Source organism: Methylobacterium sp. 285MFTsu5.1 (genome assembly GCF_000383455.1).
Taxonomy (GTDB): domain Bacteria; phylum Pseudomonadota; class Alphaproteobacteria; order Rhizobiales; family Beijerinckiaceae; genus Methylobacterium.
Genome location: NZ_KB911277.1, coordinates 205,759 through 230,310, shown reverse-complemented (window position 1 = coordinate 230,310; position 24,552 = coordinate 205,759). Strand labels below are relative to the sequence as shown.

Annotated in this window: 19 protein-coding genes; 12 read left to right on the top strand and 7 right to left on the bottom strand. The window is 74.0% G+C overall.

All coding sequences use genetic code 11. The features are described from left to right. Positions 1 to 2,534 (bottom strand): glycosyltransferase (locus H288_RS32415; protein ID WP_020093358.1); only part of this gene is annotated, 2,534 nt, incomplete at its 3' end. Positions 2,535 to 2,885: 351 nt separating this feature from the next. Here H288_RS32415 and H288_RS0114785 point away from each other — a divergent pair. The 4 genes from H288_RS0114785 (at position 2,886) to H288_RS0114770 (ending at position 6,463) form a co-directional block, all read left to right on the top strand. Beyond that, the gene (locus tag H288_RS0114785) at positions 2,886 to 3,518 is read left to right on the top strand and encodes a PadR family transcriptional regulator (protein WP_020093357.1); all 633 of its coding nucleotides are present in this window, start codon (positions 2,886 to 2,888) and stop codon (positions 3,516 to 3,518) included. Continuing rightward, positions 3,515 to 4,495: a glycosyltransferase family 2 protein gene (locus tag H288_RS0114780; RefSeq protein WP_020093356.1), complete on the top strand. Its 981-nt coding sequence runs from the start codon at positions 3,515 to 3,517 to the stop codon at positions 4,493 to 4,495. Before H288_RS0114785 ends, H288_RS0114780 begins: the two co-directional genes overlap by 4 nt. Next, complete coding sequence (locus H288_RS0114775) at positions 4,492 to 5,448, top strand: glycosyltransferase family 2 protein (protein WP_020093355.1); 957 nt, start codon at positions 4,492 to 4,494, stop codon at positions 5,446 to 5,448. The genes H288_RS0114780 and H288_RS0114775 overlap by 4 nt, the downstream gene beginning before the upstream one ends. Before the next feature lie 76 nt (positions 5,449 to 5,524). Next, on the top strand, positions 5,525 to 6,463 hold the full coding sequence (locus tag H288_RS0114770) for a hypothetical protein (protein ID WP_020093354.1): 939 nt from the start codon (positions 5,525 to 5,527) through the stop codon (positions 6,461 to 6,463). Positions 6,464 to 6,470: 7 nt separating this feature from the next. On the opposite strand, the gene rutD is transcribed toward H288_RS0114770, so the two are convergent. The 4 genes from rutD to rutA all read right to left on the bottom strand — a co-directional run bounded on the left by rutD (position 6,471) and on the right by rutA (position 9,666). Beyond that, a complete protein-coding gene (gene rutD, locus H288_RS0114765; RefSeq protein WP_199778768.1) occupies positions 6,471 to 7,253 on the bottom strand; it encodes a pyrimidine utilization protein D in 783 nt (260 codons plus the stop codon). Next, entirely contained in the window at positions 7,250 to 7,636 is a 387-nt protein-coding gene (gene rutC, locus H288_RS0114760; protein ID WP_020093352.1) for a pyrimidine utilization protein C, read from the bottom strand. Before rutC ends, rutD begins: the two co-directional genes overlap by 4 nt. Before the next feature lie 114 nt (positions 7,637 to 7,750). Beyond that, positions 7,751 to 8,548 carry a pyrimidine utilization protein B gene (gene rutB, locus H288_RS32410; RefSeq protein WP_280806656.1) on the bottom strand — a complete coding sequence of 266 codons (798 nt, stop codon included), beginning with the start codon at positions 8,546 to 8,548 and terminating at the stop codon, positions 7,751 to 7,753. Positions 8,549 to 8,571: 23 nt separating this feature from the next. Continuing rightward, positions 8,572 to 9,666, bottom strand: coding sequence for a pyrimidine utilization protein A (gene rutA, locus H288_RS0114750; RefSeq protein WP_026604959.1), 1,095 nt, complete (start codon positions 9,664 to 9,666; stop codon positions 8,572 to 8,574). Positions 9,667 to 10,086: 420 nt separating this feature from the next. On the opposite strand from rutA, the gene H288_RS0114745 reads away from it, so the two are divergent. Next, positions 10,087 to 10,500, top strand: a complete 414-nt coding sequence (locus tag H288_RS0114745) for a DUF4864 domain-containing protein (protein ID WP_020093349.1) — start codon at positions 10,087 to 10,089, stop codon at positions 10,498 to 10,500. A gap of 80 nt (positions 10,501 to 10,580) precedes the next feature. On the opposite strand, the gene H288_RS0114740 is transcribed toward H288_RS0114745, so the two are convergent. Further along, positions 10,581 to 10,922, bottom strand: a complete 342-nt coding sequence (locus H288_RS0114740; RefSeq protein WP_020093348.1) for a hypothetical protein — start codon at positions 10,920 to 10,922, stop codon at positions 10,581 to 10,583. 221 nt (positions 10,923 to 11,143) lie between these two features. On the opposite strand from H288_RS0114740, the gene thrC reads away from it, so the two are divergent. From thrC to H288_RS0114705, 7 genes are all read left to right on the top strand, one after another. Further along, positions 11,144 to 12,556: a threonine synthase gene (gene thrC / locus H288_RS0114735; protein WP_020093347.1), complete on the top strand. Its 1,413-nt coding sequence runs from the start codon at positions 11,144 to 11,146 to the stop codon at positions 12,554 to 12,556. An 88-nt stretch (positions 12,557 to 12,644) separates the two neighbouring features. Continuing rightward, the gene (locus H288_RS0114730) at positions 12,645 to 13,940 is read left to right on the top strand and encodes a pitrilysin family protein (protein ID WP_020093346.1); all 1,296 of its coding nucleotides are present in this window, start codon (positions 12,645 to 12,647) and stop codon (positions 13,938 to 13,940) included. Positions 13,941 to 14,126: 186 nt separating this feature from the next. Continuing rightward, entirely contained in the window at positions 14,127 to 17,057 is a 2,931-nt protein-coding gene (locus H288_RS0114725; protein ID WP_020093345.1) for an EAL domain-containing protein, read from the top strand. A 122-nt stretch (positions 17,058 to 17,179) separates the two neighbouring features. Beyond that, entirely contained in the window at positions 17,180 to 17,560 is a 381-nt protein-coding gene (locus H288_RS0114720) for a hypothetical protein (RefSeq protein ID WP_020093344.1), read from the top strand. Positions 17,561 to 17,589: 29 nt separating this feature from the next. After that, positions 17,590 to 18,537 carry a hypothetical protein gene (locus H288_RS0114715; RefSeq protein WP_020093343.1) on the top strand — a complete coding sequence of 316 codons (948 nt, stop codon included), beginning with the start codon at positions 17,590 to 17,592 and terminating at the stop codon, positions 18,535 to 18,537. Positions 18,538 to 18,625: 88 nt separating this feature from the next. Beyond that, complete coding sequence (locus tag H288_RS0114710; protein WP_020093342.1) at positions 18,626 to 19,690, top strand: hypothetical protein; 1,065 nt, start codon at positions 18,626 to 18,628, stop codon at positions 19,688 to 19,690. Positions 19,691 to 19,957: 267 nt separating this feature from the next. Then, positions 19,958 to 21,598: a methyl-accepting chemotaxis protein gene (locus H288_RS0114705; protein WP_043712647.1), complete on the top strand. Its 1,641-nt coding sequence runs from the start codon at positions 19,958 to 19,960 to the stop codon at positions 21,596 to 21,598. 45 nt (positions 21,599 to 21,643) lie between these two features. Here the strand turns inward: H288_RS0114705 and H288_RS0114700 are convergent, their stop codons facing one another. Then, positions 21,644 to 24,268 (bottom strand): glycogen/starch/alpha-glucan phosphorylase, encoded by a 2,625-nt coding sequence (locus H288_RS0114700; protein WP_100252131.1) that lies wholly within the window; start codon positions 24,266 to 24,268, stop codon positions 21,644 to 21,646. Positions 24,269 to 24,552: the final 284 nt, after the last annotated feature.

Genomic DNA, 24,552 nt, shown 5'->3' with positions numbered 1-24,552 from the left:
TGGCCGGCATGGTGGACGAACACGTCCTCGGCGAGCAGGTTGACGAAGCCGGCCTTGATGGCGCGCAGGCACCAGTCGTTCTCCTCGCCGTAGCCCTTGCCGAAGGCCTCGGCGTCGAGGTCGCCGACGGCGTCGAGGGCGGCGGCGGTCATGTACATGCAGAAGCCGACGCCGGTGGGCACGGGCACGGCGCGGCCGCGATTGACCTGCGCGGCCACGCGGTCGAGGTCGGGCCGGGCGATCTCGAGCGGCATGGTGTTGTTGGCGTTGAAGCGCGGGTAGGAGCAGATCGTGGCGTTGTTGGACAGGGGCGTGACGCTGCCCACGGGCGGGCGCGGCTCGGCGGAGGGTCCTGTCTCAGGCTCAGCGTGGGCGACGAGGCGGTCGAGCCAGTCGCCGAAGACTTCGGCGTCGGAGTTGAGCAGGACGACGGCGCGGCCCTGGCGCAGGCCGAGGGCGCGGTTGACCGAGCGGACGAAGCCGAGGTTGTGCTCGTTCTCGACGAGGTGGAACAGGCCGCGGCCGGCGAGGGCGGCGAGGTCCGCGGTGAGCTGCGGGTCGGGGGAGCGGTCGTTGACGGCGAGCAGGGTGAAGGGGGTGGCCTGGGGCGCCGACAGGCAGGCGTGGAGGGCGCGCAGGGTCTCGCCGCGGCCCTTGTAGACGGGGACGATGACGACGACGCGGGCCTGCGCGATGGGCAGGGCCCGGGGCAGGCGGTCCCATTCGTCGGCCGCCGGAGCCTCCATGGGCGGGTAGGTGCCGAGATCCTCGGGGCAGCCCATCAACCCGGCGGCCCGGCCGGTGCGCACGTAGTGCAGGAACGGCGACTCCCCGGGACCCAGCAGGTGCCCGTAGGTCTCCCGGTAGAACGCGATCGAGAAGGCCTTGCTCGGGTCCCGGCCCTCGTGCTGCCCGTAGGCGACGAAGTGGGCGAGCGGCCCGCCGGGGGCCCCGGCGGCGTCGGGGTTGCGCTTGGCGTAGAAGGCGGCGTCGAAGAACGGCGCGACCGTCCGGGCCTCGTCGGCCAGCGCCGCCTCCCGCGAATCCGGCGTGCCGTAGCGGGGGTGGAAGGCACCGGCCGCGATGTCGGTGCCGTGCATCAGCGCCGTGGCGAGGCGGTGGACGAGGGGCGCGAGGCCCGTCTCGCGCATCCCGGGATGCGCGTCGGCGTAGGCCTGCCCGTCGAAGTCGGGCCTGGGGTTGCGGCCCGCGCGCCAGCCGGTGTCGCAGTAGTCGCGCACCGCGTCCTCCGCCTCCGACAGCCCGTAGCGCGCCCGGTAGAAGCCGTGGTCGAAATGCCCCGCCACCAGCCGCGCCTGCAGGTCCAGGAGCGCGTCCCGGTCGAGGGTTTCCTGCCCGATCGCCCCGAGCCAGCCCGTGTCCTCGACCGGCGCCCGCGCCGGCCGCAGCCCGCAGACCCGCAGCAGCGCCGCCAGCGTCGAGCGCCCCGGGCCGGGATCGCGCAGCTCCCGCCAGCCCGCCTCGGCGAAGTGCAGGAACGGCTCGCGCCCGCCCACGTCCGGATAGGTCGCCCGGTACCACGCCGCGTCCACCGCCGGCAGGTTCAGCCGGTGCGGCTCCGCGAACGGCTCGGCCTCGGTGAGCCGGGTCTCGGCGACGTAGCGGAAGAACGGGTCGTCCGCGACCGCCCGGCTGCCGGCCCGCGCCTGCACGTAGCCGGCCGGGTCGAAGTCCGGCCGCGGGCCGATCCGCGCCCGCCAGCCCTCCGCCACGTAGTGGCGCAGCAGCGCCGCGTCCGAGGCATCGGCCAGCGCCTCGGCCTGCGGTCCGGGCAGGCGCTGCCGGTAATGGGCGGCGTCGAAGTAGGGGGCGAGGGTCTCGATCCGCAGCGCGAGCGCGGCCTCCGGGTCGGGGCGGGCCGGTCCGCCGTGGAGGACGTAGTGGACCAGCGGGTTCCGGGTGGCGAAGGTGATCCCGCGGCTGAGGCAGTAGGCCAGGGTGTCGAAGTGCGGCGCCGGCTCGCGGCCCTCGCGCCAGCCGGAGGCCATGTAGTGGTCGACCGGGTCGACGCCGGCGGCGGCGAGGTCGGGGTTGCCGGCGAGATAGTAGGCGCCGTCGACGAGGCGGCGGGCGAGGCGGTGGGCCTCGGCCGTGTCGGGCTTGGGCAGGGCGGCCGCCTCCCCCTCCCCGCCGGCCCCGCCACGTCCGGCGCGGCGGCGCGCCAGGGCGTGCAGGAGCGGGTTGATGCCGGCGCGGGCGAGGTGGGGATGGGCGGCGAGGTAGGCGGCGGAGTCGAAGTCGGGGCGCGGGTCGCGGCCCGCGCGCCAGCCGTGGACGAGGTAGTCGCGCACCGGGTCGGCCGTGATCCCGTACCAGCTCGCGTAGAACGCCGTGTCAAAGTGCGGGGCCAGGGCGGCGATCAGGCGCGCCTCGAGATCCGCGCCGGTCGCCGCGCCCGCCCAGCGTCGGTGCAGCGCCGCCGGCGTGGCCAGCGGGTCGCGCAGCCGGCCGAGGCGGCGTCGCATCCGCGTCAGGGCCGAGATCCGGCCGGTCCCGTCGGAGTCGCGGCGCATCTCAGGACTCTGCGGAGGGGCGTTCGCCGCGGGCCGTCACGGGGCGCGGGATCCATCGGCCGCCCGCCGGGCGGGCGCCGTCGAGGCGCGGGGCTCTGATCGGGTCATGGGCGGCAGCTGGCGGGCAGCGTCGGAGGCGCGAGGCGGCGCGGGAGCGATCGTCCTGTCGGACACAAGTCGCACTAGCGGAACCGGCCGAATCCGTAAACCGCGGGGCGCCGTCGGCGTCCGCGCCGCGGGCCATGCCGCGGGTCATGCCGCGGGTCATGCCGCGGACCGGCGGAGGGGCCTTGCTGCCGACCGTATTTCGATATATCTGAAAATTCGTCATATCGAAATCGAGTCGTCTCCATGCATCCCTATGTCTCGGACGGCCTGCACGCCGATCCCTTCGACGCCTTCCGCGTCCGCGCCCATCGCGGGCCGATGGGCGGCGACCCCCGCGGACGGCACGGGCCCCACGGCCACCCGGGTCGCGGTCCCGGCGACCGCCGGATGTTCGGCCGCGGCGGCCGCGGCGACCTCGCGCGCTTCTTCGCCCACGGCGACCTGCGCCTCGTCATCCTCCACCTGATCGCCGAGAAGCCGCGCCACGGCTACGAGATCATCAAGGCGATCGAGGAGCGGGTCGGCGGCGCCTACAGCCCGAGCCCCGGGACCGTCTACCCGACGCTGACCCTCCTGGAGGAACTCGGCCACGTCACGGTGACCCCCGGGGAGGGCACCAAGCGGCTGCACGCGATCACGCCCGAGGGGCAGGCCTTCCTGGACGGCAACCGCCCGACCCTCGAGGCGATCCTCGCCCGGATGGCCGAGGCCGAGGCCGCCCGGGGCGACGGTCCCCCGCCCTCGGTCGTGCGCGCCAAGGAGGGGCTGAAGCTCGCCCTGCAGATGCGGCTCGCCCGCGGCCCGCTCAGCGCCGAGCAGGCCGCCGCCATCACGGCGGCCCTGGAGGCGGCGACCGCCGCGGTGGAGCGGGCGTGACGGGCCGTCCCGCGCCCGTCACCGGACCCGTCACCGGACCCGTCACCGGACCCGTCACCGGGACGCGGCCGGTGCCCGACCCGCGGCTCGGCAGCCTCGTCCTCGGGATCACCCTGTTCCGGCCGCGGCCGGACCAGGTGGCGCGCGTCCGGGCCCTGGCCTCGGCCGGCGACGCCGCGGTGATCGCCTTCGACAATGGCGGCCTCCCGGCCGGGACGGCCGACCAGCTCGCCCGGGCCGGCGTGACCCTGCTGTCGGCGGGCACGAATCTCGGCATCGCCGAGGCGCTCAACCGGATCGCGGCGGCCGCCCGCGCCGCGGGGGGCGGGACCCTCCTCCTCCTCGACCAGGACGCCGAGCCGCCCGCGGATCTCGCCGCCGCGCTGCTGGCGGCGCGGGACCGGCTGCGGGAGGCCGGGATCCCGGCGGCGGTGGTGGGCCCGGCGCCCGCGCCGGCACCGGGCCACAAGGCGCCGGCCTACCCGCCCCGTCCCGGCGCGCCGGCACGCGACGGCCTCGCCCCCGTGCAGTTCCTGGCGACCTCGGGCTCGCTCGTCGACCTCGACGCCTTCGCGCGGGTCGGGCCGTTCCGCGGCGACTTCTTCATCGACGGGGTCGAGCTCGAATGGTGCTTCCGTGCCTGGAGCCTCGGCTACGGCTGCTACCGAGCCGACGCCGTCGCGATCCCGCACCGCGTCGGCGGCGGGACGATCCGGGCCTTCGGGATCACGATGCCGCGCCAGCCCCTGTTCCGCATGGCGACCTACCTGCGCAACGCGATCTACGCGTGGCGGCTGCCGCACGTGCCGCCGCGCTGGAAACTCGCCCAGGCCGCCTACCTGCCGCTCCAGGCCGGGCTGTACTGGGCGGATTCGGGCTTCCGGCCCGCCGTGCTGCTCAGGCTCCTCGCGGCCGCGCGCGACGGCGCCCTCGGGCGCCTCGGGCCGCCCCGGGACCTGCCCCGGGACCTGCCGTGACCGACCGCCCTGCCCTCGACGTCGTGATCGTCAACTGGAACGGCGGCGGCCTGCTGCGCGCCTGCCTCGCGAGCCTCGCGGCCGCGCGGGACGCCGCGGCCGTGCAGGTCACCGTGGTGGACAACGCCTCGACGGACGGCTCCACCGAGACCCTGCCCGCCCTGCCCCGCCCGCTCCGGCTGATCCAGAACACCGCGAATCTCGGCTTCGGCCGGGCCTGCGACCAGGGCGCCGCCGCCGGCGACGCCCCCGCGATCCTGTTCCTGAACCCGGACACGCAGGTCGCGCCCGACGCGCTCGGCGTGGCCCTGGCCGCCCTGGCGGCCGACCCGCGGACCGGGATCGTGGGCGCGCGGCTCGTCGACCCGGACGGGCGGACCGCGCGCTCCTGCGCCCGGGCGCCCTCGGCGCTGGGCCTCCTCGGCCGCGCCCTGGCGCTGGACCGCCTCGGCCTCGTGCGGCCGCACTTCCTGCTGGAGTGGGACCACGCGGAGGACCGCGCCGTCGACCAGGTGATGGGCGCCTTCCTGATGATCCGCCGCGACCTGTTCCGGAGCCTCGGCGGGTTCGACCCGCGCTTCTTCGTCTACTGGGAGGATGCGGACCTCTGCGAACGGGCCCGGGCGGCGGGCTTCGCGGTGCGGCACGTGGCCGGGGCGGTCGCCCGCCATGTCGGCCAGGGCACGACCCGGCAGGTGCGGGCGCGGCGGCTGTTCTACTTCCTGCGCAGCCAGATCCTCTACGCCGGCAAGCACCACGGCGCCGCGACAGCCCTCGGCCTGGCGGCGGCGAGCTTCGGCGCGCAGGTGCCCCTGCGGCTCGCCCTGGCCCTCGCCCGCCGCTCCCCCCGGGAGGCCGCGGAGGTCCTGCGGGCGGCGGGCCTCCTGGCCGCGGCGCTGCCGGGGCTCGTGCCGGACCTCCTGCGGGCCGCGCGCGCGCGGCCCGCCGCTTGAGCGGGCCGGCGATGCCGCGCCCTGTCCGCGCTCCCGCCGCGCAGGGGTCGGCCGCCCGCGCGACCCGGACGCGGCCATGAGACTGCCTGTCACCGGCGACGGCCGGTTCTGGGCCCTTGCCTTCCTGGGCCTCGGCCTCCCGGCCTGCCTCGCGCTGGCCTGGATCGGTCTCACCGGCGAGTCCCCGTCCGCCCTCGCCGTCTGCGGCCGGCTCGCCGGCATCGCGGCGTTCCTGGGCCTGGGGCTCGCCGCCCTGGCCCTGGCGACCCGGGGCCGGGCCGCGCTGTTCGCGCTGCTGTGCTTCCCGGCCTCGCTCGCGGCCGCCACCGGACCGGACGCGCCCGTCCTCGCGCTGGCGGCGCTCGCGGCCGCGCTGCTCAGCCCCCGGCCGATGACGGGCCGGCACGGATCGGCGCGCCGCGCCGGCGCGGCGCTGGCGATCGCCCTGGTGGTGCTGGCGCGGCCGGCCTGCGCGCCCCTCGTGGGGATGCTGCTGGTGCCGTTCCCGCCCCCGGGGCGACGCGTCCGCGCCTGGCGGGAGCGGCTGCCGCTCGCCGCGCTCGCCCTGCTGCCGGCTCTGCTGTCGGCGCTCCTGCCGGCCCTGCTGCCGGCCGCGAGCCCCGGGCTTCCGCCCCCCGGCGCGGCGGGGAGCGGATTGGTGTCCCTGCCCGTCCCGCTGCCCGGGTTCCTCACCGGGGTCTGGGCCGCCGCGCTGCTGGTGCCGCCCGTCGCGCTGCGGCGCGGCCCCCTGCCCCCGCGCGCGGAGCGGCTGTGGCTCTCGGGCTGCGCGCTGCTCGGCCTCTGGCTGGCGGTGCTGCCGCAGGCCCTCGCCCCGGCGGGCGGCCTCGGGGGGATGCAGGCCCGGGACCTGCTGCCGCTGGCGCCGATGCTGATCCTGGCCTTCGCCCGGGGGCGGATCGGCACCGCGGCGGCCCTGCGCTGGCCGGCCCTGCTCCCGGTGCTGGCCGCCGCCCTCGACGCGGTGGTGCTGCCGATGATCGCGCTGCGGGCGTAGCGGGCGCTCAGTCCCGGTCCAGGAACTCCAGGAGCGCCCGGTTGAAGGCCTCGGGCCGGGTGACGCTGTGGGCGTGGCCGCCCTCCGGGGCGAGGGCGAGCCGGGCCTTGGGCAGCGCCGCCGCCAGCCGCTCGGACCGGGTGTAGGGCACCAGCACGTCGTCCCGGGCGGCCATGACCAGGGTCTCGTGGCCGATCGCCCCGAGATGGTCCGCGATGGTGAAGCGCTCCAGGGCGGCGATGCGGGTCAGCACGGTCTCGGCGCCGGGGAAATGCGCCAGGGCCTGCGCCGCGTCGGCTTCGACCCGGTCGGCCTCCGCGGAGAGCCAGGGGGCCGGGTACAGGAAGATCGCCTGGGCCCGCACGTAGGCCTCCGGCCCGCCCCCGGCCAGGATCGCCCGGCGGGCCGCGAAGCAGCGGCGCGTGGCCGGGTCCATCGCGTCCCAGCCGTTGATCACGACGAGGCGCCCGACCCGCCCGGGGGCGTCCAGCGCCATCTGGAGGGCGATCAGGCCGCCGAGCGCGTGGCCGACCACGTCGGCCCGGTCGATCCCGGCCGCGTCCAGCACCCCGAGCGCGTCCCGCGCCATGGCGGGAACGTCGTGGTCCGGCGCGAGCCGGCCGGGCGAGCGCCCGGTGCCGCGATGGTCGTAGGTGACGACCCGGAACCGCGCGGTCAGGGCCGCCATCTGCGGCGCGAAGTAGCCCGCCGCGCCGCCGAGGCCCGGCGAGAGCAGCACCGGCCGCCCGCCCGCCCGGCCGGCCACCGCGTGGGGGAGCGGGCCCATCAGCGGCCGATATGGGCGATCGCGGCGATCTCCACGCGGGCCTCGGGCTTCACGAGGCCGCACTGGATGCAGTAGCGCGCGGGCTTCTCGCCCGGGAAATACTCGGCGTAGACGGCGTTGATCGCCGCGTAGTCGGCCCAGTCCGCCAGGAAGACGTGGTTGAAGGTGACGTCGTCCATGGTGCCGCCCGCGGCCTCGACCACACCCCGGATGGTCTCCAGCACGTGGCGGGTCTGGGCCGCCGCGTCGCCGGCATGGACCACGTTGGCCTCCGCATCGAGCGGCAGCGTGCCCGAGACGTACAGGATCCCGTCGGCCAGGGTGCCCGGCACGTAGGGGGCCAGCGGCTTGCCGGTCCCCGGCGGTATCACGACCTGCTTGGGCATTCCCCTGCGCCTCCCGCGCGCGACCTGTCGGCCGGGCCGGGCAGGCCGCGCGGGAGGCCGCGTCGCGGCGGTCTTCGCGCACCCTGCCGGTCACCGGCCGGGGGCGCGATGCACTTATCCGGCCAGATCGCCGCCGGATGTACCGCCGGATGTACCGCCGGATGTATCGATGCCGGCGTGTGAGGACGCCCCGAGGGCGGCCTCGAAGGCGGCGACGTCCGAGACCCAGCCGAAGAAGGTCTCGATGTTGGCGAGCGCCGCGCGCTGCAGGCTCTCCGGCCCCGCCTGGTGCGTGGCGTCGGCCAGCACGATCCCGAAATACTCCCGGTGGAACCCGTCCCGCAGCGTCGACTCGACGCAGACGTTGGTGGCGATACCGGTGAAGACCAGCGTGGTCACGCCCCGGGCCCGCAGGGTGCTGTCGAGGGGCGTGTTGTAGAAGCCGCTGTAGCGCGGCTTGCCCATCACGATGTCGCCGGGCTCCGGCCTCAGGGCGTCCACCAGCGCGTAGTCCCAGGATCCCTTGGCGAGGAGCTGCGCGTTCGCTTCAGGATTCCGCCGCATCGTCTTGAGGGCGTTGGATTTGTGCCAGTTCGGCGAGCCCGGGCCGCCGGCCTCGACATAGGCCGGGTCCCAGCCGTTCTGGAACCACAGGACCGGGATGCCGGCGGATCGCGCCGCCGCCACCGCCCGGGCGATCCGGGCGATCACCGGGCCGGTGCCCGAGACGTCGAAGCCGGCCCGGTCGAGGTAGCCGCCCGGGCTCGCGTAGGCGTTCTGGACGTCCACCACGATGAGGACCGTGGTCGCGGGATCGAGGGCGATCGGCTCCGGGCGGGCCGGCAGGACGACGCCGCCGTGCCGGCCCTGGGCGTCGCGGAATCCGGCGGGGCGATCCATCTGGCAATCCATCGAGCGGTCCATCGGGCGGTCCATCAGGCGACCTCGGGCAGTGCCGCCGCCGTCACGTGCCGGCGCGACCGCATCAGGGGCTGGATCCGGGTCCCGAAATCGTCGAGGCCCTTGAGGAAATCGTCGAAGACGAGCAGCACGCCCTCGACGCCGTCGATGGTCATGACGGCGTCGAGCATCGCGGCCACGCTGGCGTAGCTGCCCACCAGGGTGCCCATGTTGAGGTTCACCGCCGAGGTCGGGTCGGCGAGCTGGCGCACGTTGGTGTCGCTGCCGGACTTGGTGTCGGCCGCGCCCTGGACGCCGAGCCACGCGATCGCCTCGGCATCCGCGCCCGCCTTGTAGTGCGCCCAGGTCGCCATCGCGGCGTCGTCGGTCTCGTCGGCGATGATCATGAACAGGGCGAAGGCGGTCACCCGCCGCCCGGTCCGCGCGCTGGCCTCGGCGAGCGTCTCCACCACGGGCGCGAAGGCGGTCGGCGTGTTGAGCCCCTTGCCCAAGCAGAAATTGTAGTCGGCGTACTGGGCCGTGAAGGCCAGTCCGGCGCCGCTCTGACCGGCGCAGATGATCTTCACCGGCGCCTGCGGCCGGGGGCTCAGCCGGCAATCGTTCATCTGGAAATACGTGCCCTTGCGGTCGCTGGCGCCCGTCTCCCACAGGTCGCGCAGGATCTGGGCGTACTCGGCCAGGTAGTCGTAGCGCCTGGCAAAATACTCATCCCCGGGCCACAGGCCCATCTGGTCGTATTCCGGCTTCTGCCAGCCGGTGACGAGGTTCAGGCCGAAGCGCCCGTCGGAGATCGAGTCGATGGTCGCGGCCATGCGGGCCACGATGGCGGGCGGCAGGCACAGGGTCGCCGCGGTGGCGAACAGCCGGATCCGGGTGGTGACGGCGGCGAGCCCCGCCATCAGGGTGAAGGATTCGAGGTTGTGGTCCCAGAACTCGGTCTTGCCGCCGAAGCCGCGGAGCTTGATCATCGACAGGGCGAAGTCGAGCCCGTAGCCCTCCGCCTTCAGGGTGATCGCCTTGTTGAGCGCGAAGCTCGGGCGGTACTGCGGGGCGTTCTCCGACAGCAGCCAGCCGTTGTTGCCGATGGGGATGAACACCCCGACACTCATCGCCGGTGCCGGACGGGCATCGGCGCTGTCGTCCGCGTGGCTCTGCATCGTCGTCCCGCGCTCCGCCCGGTCGGTTCCCCGCCGGAACCGAGTCGACAAGCGGAGGCTCGCAAAACCGCCGCGGAGGGTCAAACCCGCGGCGCCCGTCGGGCGCGAAAATGCCTATCTTTCCAGCGACTTGCACAACCAGGGCGCGATGCCTGCCCAACCCATGCGCGCTTCCCGTCCGGCCGCGCCTTCCCGCCGGTCCGCGCTTCCGCGCGGCGCGATGATCGGTCACGATGCGGTGACGGTGCGGCGATCACTGTCGGCAGGGTCACAAACATTGTCGTGGGCGTGGCGAAGACCATCTTCCCGTGACGATGACGGATCTCGGTCCGACCCTGCCGGACCTTGCCTGACCTTGCCGGAGTGACAGCGATGCGCGCGTGGCCCGCCCTGCTCCTCGTCCTCGGCCTCGCGGGGCCGGTGGCGGCCGACGAGGCGGGGCGCGCGGCGGCCCGGGCGGTCATCGCCAAGCAGGAGCAGGCGCTCGGCCGCGACGACGCGCAGACCGCCTACGAGCAGGCCGCGCCCGGGATCCGGGAGCTGTTCCCGAATGCCGACCTGTTCATCGGCATGGTCCGGAACCAGTACCGTCCGGTCTACCGCCACCGCAGCTTCGTCTTCGGCGAGGCGCGGGACACGGACGCGGCGGGCGTGGTCCAGTCGGTGGCGATCCAGGACGAGTACGGCGTCGACTGGACGGCCGAGTACAGCCTCGCCCGCGACGCGGACGGGCAGTGGCGCATCACCGGCTGCCGCCTCACCAAGGCGCCCGGCACGCGCGCCTGAGGACGCGCGCAAGAGAGCGCGCAGGAGAGCGCGCCCCCGAGGGGCGCCCGCCGCCGGCACGGCGGGCGCGGAGGCCGAGCTCAGGGCCGGAACGTCCCGAGCTTCTCGAGCATCTGCAGGGTGACGTCGGCGCAGGCCTTGGTCGTGTCGTCGTCGGCGCACTTCACGTCGACCCGCACGTCGCCGCGCTCCAGCACGATGTGGGCAGCCCGCGACGGCGGAGGCGGAGGCGGAGGCGGAGGCGGAGGCGGCGGGGGGCCGTCCGGGCCGGGACCGCGGCGCGGGTCGCCGGGGGGCGGGGGTGGCGCGCCGGCCTCGGGGCCGGGCCTCGGGCCGCCGGGCGGCGGCGGCGGGGCCTGCGCGAAGGCGACGGTGCCGGACAGCAGTGCCGCGACGCCCGCGAGGGCGATGATTCGGGTCATGTCGGCTCTCTCCGAGACGGGATCCGCCCCGGCGGCTCGGGGGCCGCGGGGCGGTCCGGCTCTAGGACGCGGCCGGGCAACCGGCCCTGAACCGGCCCGTTCAGCCCCGGTTAAACCGCCGGCCCCGCCCCGTGCGCGCCCGGCAGCCAGGGCGGCGGCGCTCGGCTTTCGACAGGTCCGCCGGCATCGTGTAGAGGGGGCGCCTTCCCTCGGAGGACCCCGTGCTCCACGTCTCGACTCGCGGCGCGGCCGCGCCGCTCTCGTTCTCGGACGCGCTCCTGGCGGGCCTCGCCCGCGACGGCGGGCTCTACGTGCCGCAGACCTGGCCGCAGATCGGCCGTTCGGAGATCGCCGCCCTGGCGGGCCGGCCCTACGCGGAGGCCGCCAAAAGGGTGCTGCGCCCGCTGATCGACGGCGACGTCGCCGGGCCGGACCTCGACCGGATGATCGACGCGGCCTACGCGACGTTCCGCCACCCGGCGGTCTGCCCGCTGACCCAGCTCGACGACAACCTGTTCCTGCTGGAGCTCTTCCACGGGCCGACGCTCGCCTTCAAGGACGTGGCGATGCAGCTGCTCGGGCGGCTGATGGACCACGTCCTGGCCGAGCGCGGCGCCCGCGCCACCATCGTGGGCGCGACCTCGGGCGACACGGGCTCCGCCGCCGTGGAGGCCTTCGGCGGCCTCGACCGGGTCGACGTGTTCATCCTCTACCCGCACGGGCGGGTCTCGGAGGTGCAGCGGCGGCAGATGACCTCGGTGCCGGCGCAGAACGTCCACGCGCTGGCCGTCGACGGCACGTTCGACGATTGCCAGAACCTCGTCAAAGCCCTGTTCCAGCACGCCGATTTCGCCGACGCGGTGCGGCTGTCCGGCGTCAACTCGATCAACTGGGCCCGGGTCGCGGCGCAGGCGGTCTACTACTTCACCAGCGCTGTGGCGCTGGGCTCCCCCCACCGCCCGGTCTCCTTCGCAGTGCCGACCGGCAATTTCGGCGACGTGCTCGCCGGCTGGGTCGCCAAGCAGATGGGCCTGCCGGTCGAGCGGCTGATGATCGGCACCAACGCCAACGACATCCTGGTGCGGACCCTGGAGCACGGCGCCTACGAGCTGCGCGGCGTGGTCCCCACCACCTCGCCCTCCATGGACATCCAGATCTCGTCGAACTTCGAGCGGCTGCTGTTCGAGGCGCTGGGGCGCGACGCCGCGTCCCTGTCGCGGCTGATGGCCGGTCTGAAGCAGTCCGGCGGGTTCTCGCTGAACCCCGAGGTGCTGGCGACGGTGCGGGCGGAGTTCGACGCCGTGGCGGTGCCGGAGCCCGACGTCATGGCGGAGATCGCCCTGACCCAGGCCGCCACCGGCGTGGTGCTCGATCCCCACAGCGCCATCGGCGTCCGGGCCGGGCGGCGGCTCCTGGAGCGGGACCCGGCGACCCCGGTCGTCGCCCTCGCCACCGCGCATCCGGCAAAGTTCCCGGACGCGGTCGCCCGGGCGACCGGCGGCCTGCGCCCCGCCCTGCCCCCGCACCTCGCCGATCTGATGGACCGGCCCGAGCGCCTGACCCGGGTCGCCAACGACCAGGCCGCCCTGGAGGCGCTCATCCGCGAGCGCGCCCGCATCACGAGGGGTGCGTGAGCCCGGCGCGCGTCACGCGACGCGCCCCCTCTCCCGTGCGGGAGCGGGGACCCGCGCCGCATCCGGCCCCCTCCGCGACGAGGCGTCGATGAACCAGCATTTCTCCACCCACGCCGCCTCGCCGTCCCTGCGCACCACGCGGCTCGACAACGGCGTGACGGTGGTGACCGAGCCGATGCCCGGGGTCGCCACCGCGAGCCTTGGCGTCTGGGTCGGCGCCGGCTCGCGCAACGAGCGCGCCGACGAGGCGGGCCTGTCCCACCTCATCGAGCACATGGCCTTCAAGGGCACCCGCACCCGGTCGGCGCAGAAGATCGCGGAAGAGATCGAGAATGTCGGCGGCGAGATCAACGCCGCCACCTCCACGGAGGGCACCAGCTACACCGCCCGGGTGCTCGGCGAGGATGCCGGCCTCGCCCTCGACGTGATCGGCGACATCCTCACCGACTCGGTGTTCGACGCGGGCGAGCTCGCCCGGGAGAAGGGCGTCATCCTGCAGGAATACGCCGCCGTCGAGGACACGCCGGACGACGTGGTCTACGACGCCTTCACGGAGGCGGCCTTCCCGGACCAGCCGGTCGGCCGGCCGATCCTCGGGCGGCCCGAGACGATCCGGAGCTTCGACGAGGCCGGGATCCGCGCCTATCTCGACCGGGAATACACGCCGGACCGCATCGTCGTGGCCGGCGCCGGGGCCGTGACCCACGAGGCGATCGTGGCGGCGGCCGAGCGCCATTTCGGCGCTCTGCCGGCCAAGACCGCCCCCGCCTCGGTGCCGGGAATCTACGGCGGCGGCGAGCGGCGGATGCCGCGCAAGCTCGAGCAGGCCAACGTGGTGATCGGCCTGCCGGGCCTCTCCTTCCGGGACGACCGCTACTACGCGCTCCACATGTTCGCGCAGGTGCTGGGCGGCGGCCTGACCTCGCGGCTCTGGCAGGAGGTGCGCGAGACCCGCGGCCTCGCCTACGAGATCCAGGCCTTCCACTGGCCCTTCTCCGATTGCGGCCTGTTCGGAATCGGCGCCGGCACCGCCGGGGCGGACCTGCCCGAGCTCGTCGACGTGACCCTGGCGGCCACCGCTCGGGCGGCCCGCGACCTCGACGCCACCGAGATCGCCCGCGCCAAGGCGCAGCTGAAGGTCTCGCTGCTCTCGGCCTTGGAGACGCCGGGCGGGCGCATCGAGCGCAACGCCCGCCAGATCCTGGCCTGGGGCCGGGTGATTCCCGCCGGGGAGGTGATCGACAAGGTCGATGCCGTCACGGTCGAGGACGTCCGCGCCGCGGCGGCCGCGATGCTGCGGGGCACGCCGACGCTGGCGGCGATCGGCCCGATCCGCAAGCTGCCCGCCCTCGACAGGATCGCGGGCGCGCTCCGGGGGGCGTAGGGCAGCTTCGGTCGGTCGCCGCGCCACCGTCTTTGCGAGCGGAGACCCCCCGCAACGGCCGGACCCCGCCCCGCCCAACTTGATTTGGCCGCAAAGGGGCGCGATCCGCGGGCGGTGGACCGGCCCCGGGGCGACCTTGCCCCAGGTCAGGTCCGCGCCTATCGATCGAGGCCGCCCGGGCGGCCGATGCCGAAGCTCGCACGGCCGGAAGTCAAGACACCCTTGCGCATCCTCGCCCTCCTCCTGACCCTGGTCGGCGGTCTCGTCGGTGCCCTCGCGCTCACGCTCGCCGCGAGCGCGCCCGCCCAGGCGGTGGAGGCGGTCCGCGTCACCCTCGACGCGCCGGTGATCGACCTGACCACCGCGATCGAGCGCTACCGCTCCGACGGCGACCTGATCCAGATCTCCACGGCGCCCGGCAAGGACGGCATCGTCCGGCGCATCGTCGTGAAGGCGCGCGACGCCGGCGCCCGGCCCGACTGGATCGTGTTCGCGCTCACCAACGACACCGACGAGCAGATCGACCGCATCCTGGTCGCCCCGCATTTCCGGCTGGTCGATTCCGGGGTGATCTGGCCCGATCTCGGCGGCTCGCGCATCGCCGCCATCACGGCGAGCCAGGGCATCCGGCCCGAGCGGGACGAGAACCCGGAGGCCGACCAGTTCACCATCACGCTCGATCCCGGCGCCACCGTCACTTACGTGGCCGAGCTGCGCGGCTCCAACGTCCCCCAGCTGCGCCTCTGGGACCAGGACGCCTACCGCCGCAAGACCGCCGGCCTGACCCTTTACAAGGGCATCATCATCGGGATCAGCGGCCTGCTGGCCCTGTTCCTGACCATCGTGTTCGTGGTCAAGGGCGCGATCATCTTCCCGGCCGCCGCCGCGCTCGCGTGGTCGGTGCTGGCCTATGCCTGCATCGATTTCGGCTTCCTGCAGCGGGTGTTCCCGGTCACCGAGCTCGCCGAGCGGGTCTACCGAGCCTCCGCGGAGGCGGTGCTCGGGGCGACGCTGCTGGTCTTCCTGTTCGCCTATCTCAACCTCGCCCGCTGGCACGTGCGCTACAGCCACGTGGCGTTCTTCTGGCTCGCCTTCCTGGCGGGCCTCGTCGGGCTCGCGGTGTTCGACCCGCCGGTGGCGGCGGGCGTGGCGCGAATCTCGATCGCCGCGGTGGCCGGGATCGGCCTGCTGCTGATCGTCTACCTCGCCGCCCATAACGGCTACGACCGGGCGATCCTGCTGGTGCCGACCTGGCTCCTGCTCGTCGTCTGGGTGACGGCGGCGGGCTTCGCGGTCACCGGCCAGATCGGCAGCGACCTCGTGCAGCCGGCCCTGATCGGCGGCCTCGTGCTGATCGTGATGCTGATCGGCTTCACGGTGCTCCAGCACGCCTTCGCGGGCGGCGGCCTCAGCCACACCCTGGTCTCCGACACGGAGCGGCGGGCGCTGGCGCTGACCGGCGCCGGCGACGTGGTGTTCGATTGGGACGTGCCCGCCGACCGGGTCTTCGTCGGCCCTGAGATCGAGGGCCAGCTCGGCCTCGCCCGCGGCACCCTGGAGGGGCCGGCCACCAACTGGCTGGGCGCGCTCCACCCCTTCGACGTGGAGCGCTACTCGGCCGCCCTCGACACGGTGATCGAGGAGCGGCGCGGCCGCATCGTCCACGATTTCCGCCTGCGCTCGGAGGCCGGCACGTTCTTCTGGTACCGGTTGAAGGCGCGGCCGGTGATCGGCGCCGACGGCGAGGTGATCCGGGTGGTCGGCACCATCGCGGACGTCACCGAGATCAAGACCGCCGAGGAGCGCCTGCTCCACGACGCCGTGCACGACAGCCTGACCGGCCTGCCGAACCGCGAATTGTTCGGCGACCGCCTCGACGCGGCTCTGGCCTTCGCCGGCCAGGACCAGCGCCTCAAGCCCACCGTGATCGTCCTCGACGTCGACCGGTTCAAGGGCATCAACGACGCGATCGGCCTGTCGGCGGGCGACTCGATCCTGCTGACCCTGTCGCGCCGCCTCGGCCGCCTGCTGCGCCCGCAGGACACGCTGGCCCGGGTGGCCGGCGACGAGTTCGCGGTGATCCTCCTCTCCGAGCGCGACCCGGACCGGATCCTGGCCTTCGCCGAGATGATCCGCCGGGCGATCGCCACGCCGATCACCTACGCCGACCGCGAGATCTTCCTGACCGTCTCGATCGGCCTCGCCCTCTACGAGGCCGGCGCCAACCTGAAGCGCGACGAGGTGTTCAAGAGCGCCGAGATCGCCATGATCCAGGCCAAGCGCAACGGCGGCGACCGGATCGAGGTGTTCCGCGCCCATATGCGCACCGACCGCTCGGACCGGCTGATGCTGGAGAGCGACCTGCGCAAGGCGATCGAGCGCAACGAGCTGCGGGTGCTGTTCCTGCCGGTGGTGCGGCTCGAGGACCGCACCGTGGCGGGGTTCGAGACCGTGCTGCGCTGGGACCACCCGAAGCTCGGGCGCATCCCCGCCTCGACCTTCCTGCCGCTCGCCGAGGAGAGCGGCTTCGTGGTCAACCTGGGCATCTTCGCCCTGGAGCGCACCGCCCTGGAGCTCGCGGCGTGGCAGCGCTCCCTGGAGGTCGAGCCGCCGATCTTCGCGGCCTGCAACCTGTCCTCACGCCAGCTCCTGCGCCACGACCTCCTGCACGACGTGAAGACCGTGCTGGCCCGCTCCGGGGCCCTGCCCGGCTCGCTCAAGCTGGAATTCAGCGAGAGCCTCGTGATGGAGAACCCGGAATACGCCGCCCAGATGCTGGCGCGGATCCACGACCTCGGCGCCGGCCTGTGCCTGTCGGATTTCGGCACCGGCTACTCGGCCCTCTCCTATCTCCAGCGCTTCCCGTTCGACACGATCAAGGTCGACGCGACCTTCGTGCGCCAGATCGGCACCGGGCAGACCGCGATCCTGCGCTCCATCGTGCGCATGGCGAGCGAGCTGAACCTCGCCATCGTGGCGGAGGGCTGCGAGTCCGAGGCCGACGCCCAGGCGCTCGCCGGTCTCGGCTGCGAGTACGCCCTCGGCCCGGCCTTCGGCGAGCCGATGACCATGCTGCAGGCCCGCCAGATCGTCGGGGCCGCCCCGGAAGCGGCCTGAGGGCTGCTCCCAGGACCCGATCCGGCGAAAGTTGCGGATCGGTTTAAGTCCGCCTTAACCATGTCCGATCAAGCTCCTGTTGATAGGCGGGCCTTCCAGCGCCCGCGATGGGGATGGGTCGGATGGCCGAGGCGGCACGGCGTTACCAGCAGGCGGGCGGCTCGGACCTCGTGCGTCGCCTGATGGCCCGGCCGGTCCGGCTGGAGCAGCAGGTCCGGACCCGGATGCCCCTCCGCGACCCGCGCCGCGTCGACGCGTTCGCCGACGCCTATGCCGACGAGGCCGCGGACGACGCGGAGGCGCTGGCCGAGGCCGACGCGATCGTCCGCCTCGAGACCGAGTTGCAGGTGATGAAGGCGGTGCTCCGGGCCCAGCGGCAGGAGGTCGAGTCGCTGCGGGCGCAGCGCCAGCTCCTGACCGAATCGGCCCCGACCGACGATGTCCGCGCGACCCGCGAGCGCTGGGCGGCCCTGGTCGACTCGCTCCTGATCCGCGCCCGCTGATCCGTCACCAGGGCATGCGGGGGAGAGCCATGGGGGCGCGCTGCTCGCTCGTCGTCAACGGTCGGTCGGTCCGCGTCTCGACCGGCGACACGCCGCTGGAGGCGGCGCTGGCCGAGGGCATGATCGCGCCGCTGCAGGCGCAGTCCGGCAACCTGCTCGCCGGCCAGGGGATCGCTCAGGGGATCGCACAGGGCAGCGCGGCGCCGTCCGGCCGCCGCCATCCGGCCCGCCGGGCCCGGGCCGAGGCCCTGCGCCCGGCCCTCCCCGGCGCCCCGATCCAGGGCCAGGAGGAGGCGCCGCCGCCGCCCGTCGCCGTTCGCAAGGGCACGGTCACGGAGATCCGCCGGCTCAGTCCCGGCATCCTCGAGATCGTCGCGACCCTGACCCGGCGCCCGACCGGCGAGCCCGGCCACCAGGCACTGGTGACCTTCGCGGGGCTGCCGACGCGGACGCTGTCCCCGACCCTGCGGCTCGACGGCACGACCGAGATCAACGACGTGGTGTTCCACGTCGCCCGCGACCCCGAGGGCGATCCCCTCGACGGGCTCCGCCTCGACCAGCCGGTGCGTCTCAAGGGCCCCGTCGGCCGGGGGCAGTACCGCCCCGGGGGCGGCCGGCTCGTGCTGGTGGCGGCCGGCGCCGGCTTCGGCGCGATCTGGGCGATCGCCCGGGCGGCCCGCTACGTCGAGCCCGCCCGCGAGATGGCCCTGGCCGTCGGCGCCCGCGACGCCCTGGACCTCTACATGCGCGAGAGCCTGGACTGGCTGCGCCGCACCGGCGTCGGCCGGATCGTGCTCTGCGCCGATCGCGGCCGCCAGCGGCCGCCGGACGTGCGCTCCGGCCCGCTCAGCGCCCACCTGCCGAGCCTGCGCGCCACCGACGTGGTCCACGTGGCGGGCGACCACTCGACGGTCGGCGCCGTGCAGGTGCTCGCCGCCGCGGTGGGCGCCCGCTGCTACCCGATCGTGATCGACTGACCGGCGTCGCCTCGACGCGGCGGCGCCCGGCTGCTACCGGCGCCGGAGCGGCCGCACGGGGCCGATCCTGAGTCCGATCCGAGCCCCGATGATCCGCGTCCTCTGCCTCGGCTACAGCGTCACGGAGCTGCCGGGCTACGTCGAGCGGGCCAACGCCCTGGCCGAGGCCGAGGGGCGCCCGGTCACCTTCCTCCGCAGCGGCTGGGGCGGCCATTCCCTGCCCTCCATCGCCGCCCTGATCGACGAGATCCTCGACGCGCTCCCCTGCGACCGCGTCCTCCTCGAGCTGTTCACCGGCAACGTCCGCTACTTCGACGGCGCGACGATGCGGGCCTATCTCGACGACATCCTCGCGGCGACCGCCCGGCGGGACCTGCCTGTCGCCTTCCTCAACCTCCACCAGGGCGGCGTCGACTACGCGGCCGAGCCCGTCGCCGGCCTGCTGGCGGAGTACCGCGCCCTCTACGGGATCCCCTATCTCGACATCGCCGCCCCGGTGGCGGCCGCGGGCGCGGGCGACATCACCTACCTGCTGAAGGACGCGACCCACGTCACGCCGGCGGGCGCCGACCTCTACGGCACCCTGGTCTACAGCTTCCTGCGCGCGCCGCCGCCGGGGCGGGCCTATATCGACCGGTTCCGGACCCTGCCGGGCCGGTTCGAGGCCCTGCCGCTGCGCGCCCTCCCCGGCCTGACCTGCGGGTTCGCCCTGCGCCGCAACGGCATCCCGCTGGACTTCCTGGAGATCCCGGAGGGCACGCGCGTCGCCGTTCCCCTGGGGCGCCCCCGCGACGTGATCGGGCTCCTCGTGACCTACGGGCCGCGGGCGGGCACGCTGACGGTCGAGGACCCGGCGACCGGGCGGGCGCGGACCCTCGTCGCCTACGACGCGTTCTCCTACTACACGCGCGCGATGTTCCGCAGCGTGACCCTCCCGGCGGCGCGCGCGCTGACGATCGCGCAGTCGGCGGAGCGCCCGGACATCGCCTTGCGCAAGGGCGCGCCGGATCCGGGCCCGCGGATCGGGCGCGTGTCGCACGTCGTCTGCCGGCGCAGACTCGGCCTCGCCCCGCGCGCCGCGCGCCAGCTTCACCGGCTGCGGCGCGGCCTGCGCCGCGTCGGATTGCGGCTCGGGCTCGTCCGAGGCGCCTGACCCCGGCCCCGTTCGGGCATAGTCATGCAGGCACGAGCGTTTGAATAACGCACCTTTATGGCATTCAATTTCTCGATCTCTATACTTATAAATTTAGTCTCCGTATCGGTTCGTGTCCTCGTGCGGGCGAAGAGTGATCTGATCGATCGTGGCTTCCTGTTCGTGGCGTGTGATAAGCTGTGCCGGTGACGCCGGCGGAGATCGAACGGAATGCGGATCCTGCGCGATGCGAACCTGCATGTAAAAATGTCCGCGCCGCTCTTGTTCATGGTGATCGTGTGCGCCGCCTCTGCCGCGTACTCGCTCAGAGAACTCAGGGCGATCGAGGAGAGAGATAGATTTTTGGTGGATTACTATTTCGCGAGGCTCGAGATCTTCTCACGTGTCCGCGAAAAATTCGTCGATGCGGCCCTCATGAACCGCAACCTCATCATCGGCGAGCCGAAAGGCGACATCCCCCTCTTCCGCAAGCGCTACGACGCCTCCGTCAAGGCCGTGGCCGACGGCATCGAGACGCTGGAACAGGGCTCGCGGCGCGCGGAGATCGCGGCGCTGCAGCGCCAGATCGGCACCGTCGCCCGGGACTATTTCGACCTGCTCGACCGCTCCAACTACCTCGCGCTCCGGAATGACCGGCCGGCGGCGATCCAGGTCGGCGTGGTCGCCAGCCGGGAGGTCCGGGCGCAGTTCGACCGGGCGGCCCAGGCGTACGAGGCGGCGGCGGCGGCCCGCCTCGGCGAGGCGAAGATCGCCACGCAGCAGGGGGCCGACCAGGCCCGGTCGGTCCTGATCGGCGCCACGGTGGCGGGCCTGCTCGTCGCCCTGGGACTCTCCGCGGCCATCGTCGTGGTCGGTGTCACGCGGCCGCTCCACCGCCTTGTCGCCGCGCTGCGGCGCGTGGCGCAGGGCGACGGCGCGGCCACGATCCCGGAGGCGCGGCGCGGCGACGAGATCGGAGCGGTCGGCCGGGCGGTCGAGGCGATCCGGAGCTTGATCATCCGCAACGCCGAGGCGGAAGCCGAGGGCCGGCGGCGCGCGGACGCCGCCGCGGCCGCGGCCCGCAAGGAGGCCACGATGGGCCTCGCCCGGACCTTCGAGGCGGCTGTGGCCAGGATCGTGGACCGGGTCTCGACCGCCGCGGGCGAACTCGAGGGCACCGCCCACCAGATGACCGCGACCGCCCAGGAGACGGCCAGCCAGTCCGGCGCGGTGGCGCTGGCGGCCGAGGCGGCGGCGGTCAACATCGGCACGGTGGCGGCCGCGACCGAGCGGCTCGGCAGCGCCATCCAGGCGATCGGCCGTCAGGCGGGCGGCTCGTCCGCGCTCGCCCAGCAGGCGGTCGGCGAGGCCGACCAGACCGCCGGGCTCGTGGCCGAGCTGCGGCAGGCGGCCTCCGAGATCGGCGAGGTGGTGCGGCTGATCGCGTCCATCGCCGAGCAGACCAACCTGCTGGCCCTCAACGCCACCATCGAGGCGGCGCGGGCCGGCGAGGCCGGCCGCGGCTTCGCGGTCGTGGCGGGCGAGGTGAAGGCCCTGGCCGAGAAGACCGCGCGGGCGACCGACGGGATCGCCGCGCAGATCGGCCGGATCCAGGGCGTGACCGGATCCGCGGTCGGCGCCATCGGCGCGATCATCGACCGGATCCGCGAGATCAACGGGGTGGCGATCGCGATCGCCGCGGCCGTGGAGGAGCAGGGCGCCGCGACCCGGGAGATCGTGCGCACCGTCGCCGAGGCGACGCGGGGCGCCGCGGAGGTCACCGGCACCATCGCCGGGGTGGCCGAGGCCTCCGATCGGACGGGGGTCGCGGCCGACCACGTGCTCACGGCCGCCACCGCCCTGTCCCGTCAGTCCGAGGGGCTCGCGGCGGAGGTGGAGCGGTTCCTGGACGGCGTGCGCGCGGCCTGAGGGCGGGGCAGGCCCGCTCCCGCGCGGGAGCGGGCCGGTGGCGACTCAGCCCAGGCGGACCCGCCAGATCTCCTCGGCGTACTCGCGCATGGCGCGATCGGAGGAGAACCACGCCATGCGGGCGGTGTTGCGGATCGCCTTCGCCCACCAGCCGCGGGGATCGCGCCACGCGGCGTCGATCGACCGCTGCACCCGCCAGTAATCGTCGAAATCGGCGGTGAGCAGGTACTGGTCGCGCCGGCGCAGGTCGTCGGTGAGCGGCCGGAACCGGCCCGGCTCCTCCGGCGAGAACCGTCCCGAGGCGATCATGTCGAGGGCGGCGGCCAGCCGCGGCGAGGCCTGGATCGCCCGGGCCGCGTAGTCCGGCTCGGCCTGCCGGGCGCGGACGCCGTCGGCCTCCAGGCCGAAGATGAAGATGTTGTCCGCCCCGACATGGTCGCGGATCTCGATGTTGGCGCCGTCGAGGGTCCCCACCGTGAGCGCGCCGTTGAGGGCGAACTTCATGTTGCCGGTGCCCGAGGCCTCCATGCCGGCGGTGGAGATCTGCTCGGACAGGTCGGCGGCCGGGATGATCGATTCTGCGAGGCTCACCGAGTAGTTCGGCAGGAACACCACCTTCAGCCGGTCCGCGACCTCGGGATCGTCGTTCACCGCCTTGGCGACGTCGCAGGCGAGCTTGATGATCAGCTTGGCCTGGACGTAGCTCGGCGCCGCCTTGCCGGCGAAGATCTTCACCCGGGGCGTCCAGTCCCGGTGCGGCTCGGCCTTGATCGCCTGGTAGAGCGCCACGGTCTCGACCACGTTGAGGAGCTGGCGCTTGTACTCGTGGATACGCTTGACCTGGATGTCGAACAAAGCGGCCGGATCGACGTCGATGCCGGTGCGCTCGGCGATGATCGCCGCCAGGGCCTCCTTGCGCTCCCGGCGCACGGCCGCGTAGCGCGCCACGAAGGCCGGGTCCTCGGCATGGGCCTCGAGGCCCCGGAGCAACTCGGGATTGTCCAGCACGCCGGCGCCCACCGTCTCCACGGCGAGCCGGGTGAGGCCGGGATTGGCGTTGTGGAACCAGCGGCGGAAGGTGATGCCGTTGGTCTTGTTGACGATTTTGTCCGGATCCAGCGCGTGCAGGTCGGAGAAGACCGTCGAGCGCATCAGGTCGGTGTGCAGGGCCGAGACGCCGTTGACCCGGCGCGCGCCGTGGAAGGCGAGGTGCCCCATCCGGACCCGCCGCCCGTGCGACTCGTCGATCAGCGAGATCGACGCGAGGTAGGCGGCGGCATCCGCCGATCCCTGGCGGCCGTGCTTGGCCTGCTCCTCCAAGTGCATCCAGTTGATCAGGTAGATGATCTGCATGTGGCGCGGCAGCAGCCGCTCCATCAGCTCCACCGGCCAGGTCTCCAGGGCCTCGGGCAGGAGGGTGTGGTTCGTGTAGTGCAGCGTGTGCGTGGTGACGTGCCACGCGTCCTCCCAGGAGAGGCCGTAGACGTCGAGGAGGACGCGCATCAGCTCCGGCACCGCGATGGCCGGGTGCGTGTCGTTGAGCTGGATCGCCGCGTGGTCCGGCAGGGACCGGACGTCGCCGCGCTCGGCCACGTGGCGGGCCACGAGATCCTGGATCGAGGCCGCGGTGAAGAAGTATTCCTGGCGGAGGCGCAGCTCCTGGCCCTCGGCCGAGGAATCGCTCGGGTAGAGCACCCGCGAGATCGCCTCGGCGCGCATCCGCGCCGCGACCGCGCCGACATGGTCGCCGCCGTTGAAGCGGGCGAGGTCGACGGGCTCGCCGGCCTCGGCCTTCCAGAGGCGCAGGCCGTTGACGTGGCGGCCGCGCCAGCCGACCACCGGCACGTCGTGGGCCACCGCCCGCACGGTCTCGGCCGGCTGCCAGTGGCGCCGGATCACGCCCTCCTCCGGCGAGGACAGCGTGACGGTGCCGCCGAAGCCGATCGCGTAGGTCGCCTCGGGCCGGGCGAATTCCCAGGGGTTGCCCTCGGCCAGCCAGGTCTCCGGCGCCTCGCGCTGCCAGCCGTCCTCGAAGGACTGGCGGAACAGGCCGTGGTCGTAGCGGATGCCGTAGCCCATGGCCGGGATGCCGATGCTGGCCATGCTCTCCATGAAGCAGGCGGCGAGCCGCCCGAGGCCGCCATTGCCCAGCGCCGCGTCGGGCTCAGCGTCCTGCACGGCGTCGAGATCGATCCCGAGCTCCCGGAGCGCGCCGCGGGTCGTCTCGGTGAGGCCGAGATTGTTCAGCGCGTCCGACATCAGCCGGCCGATCAGGAATTCCAGCGACAGGTAGTAGACGCGCTTGTTCGGCACGCTCCGCTCGGAGGCCAGCGCGGCGGCCACGATCCGCTCGCGCAGGGCCAGCGCCGTCGCGGCGAACCAGTCGCGCGGGCGGGCGGTCTCGGGCGTGCGGCCGAGCGTGAAGGTGAGCTTGGCGCGGATCGCCTCGCGCAGGTCCACCACCGCGTCGCCGCTGCCGGACAGCACCGGGGCGGTCCAGGCGGCCGGGGCGGGCGCCTCGGTTGCGCGCTCGTCGCGCGAGACATCTTGTGGCACAGGCCGGGTCAGAACATCGTTCAACACGTGCGGGTCCCCCAAAGTCGTCGCCCCGGATTCTAGCGCCGGGGGTATCGTGGGCGGATTATCTCTTTTGATGGATTGCCGCCGCATGAACGGACGGGCGATCCGTGCCCCGAAGCGTCCGACGATGCGGTCGGCTTCCGGCGAAGTCGTGGCAGCGCCGCTCCGGCGGAGCGCACGGGCACGCCGGAGGAGATATGGCAGGGCGGCGTGACATTCCAGGCACAGCCGCGCGGCGTCGCCCTGCACAAGGGGCATGCGCACAGGTTTTGGGGGCCGCAGCCATTCCCTGGGCGACGCCGCGTCGGGGCGTTTCGCGCGCGGCGCGCGCTCTCGGCGCATCCATCGCCGGTCGCCAGCGCGCGGGTCAGCGG

Coding starts and splice junctions, on each gene's coding strand:
- H288_RS0114785 (WP_020093357.1), top strand. CDS start 2,886: ATGCATCCCTATGTCTCGGACGGCCTGCACGCCGATCCCTTCGACGCC.
- H288_RS0114700 (WP_100252131.1), bottom strand. CDS start 24,268: ATGCGGCGGCAATCCATCAAAAGAGATAATCCGCCCACGATACCCCCG.
- H288_RS0114710 (WP_020093342.1), top strand. CDS start 18,626: ATGATCCGCGTCCTCTGCCTCGGCTACAGCGTCACGGAGCTGCCGGGC.
- H288_RS0114725 (WP_020093345.1), top strand. CDS start 14,127: ATGCCGAAGCTCGCACGGCCGGAAGTCAAGACACCCTTGCGCATCCTC.
- H288_RS0114705 (WP_043712647.1), top strand. CDS start 19,958: ATGGTGATCGTGTGCGCCGCCTCTGCCGCGTACTCGCTCAGAGAACTC.
- rutC (WP_020093352.1), bottom strand. CDS start 7,636: ATGCCCAAGCAGGTCGTGATACCGCCGGGGACCGGCAAGCCGCTGGCC.
- H288_RS0114770 (WP_020093354.1), top strand. CDS start 5,525: ATGAGACTGCCTGTCACCGGCGACGGCCGGTTCTGGGCCCTTGCCTTC.
- H288_RS0114740 (WP_020093348.1), bottom strand. CDS start 10,922: ATGACCCGAATCATCGCCCTCGCGGGCGTCGCGGCACTGCTGTCCGGC.
- H288_RS0114720 (WP_020093344.1), top strand. CDS start 17,180: ATGGCCGAGGCGGCACGGCGTTACCAGCAGGCGGGCGGCTCGGACCTC.
- rutA (WP_026604959.1), bottom strand. CDS start 9,666: ATGAGTGTCGGGGTGTTCATCCCCATCGGCAACAACGGCTGGCTGCTG.
- H288_RS0114730 (WP_020093346.1), top strand. CDS start 12,645: ATGAACCAGCATTTCTCCACCCACGCCGCCTCGCCGTCCCTGCGCACC.
- H288_RS0114715 (WP_020093343.1), top strand. CDS start 17,590: ATGGGGGCGCGCTGCTCGCTCGTCGTCAACGGTCGGTCGGTCCGCGTC.
- H288_RS0114745 (WP_020093349.1), top strand. CDS start 10,087: ATGCGCGCGTGGCCCGCCCTGCTCCTCGTCCTCGGCCTCGCGGGGCCG.
- rutB (WP_280806656.1), bottom strand. CDS start 8,548: ATGGATTGCCAGATGGATCGCCCCGCCGGATTCCGCGACGCCCAGGGC.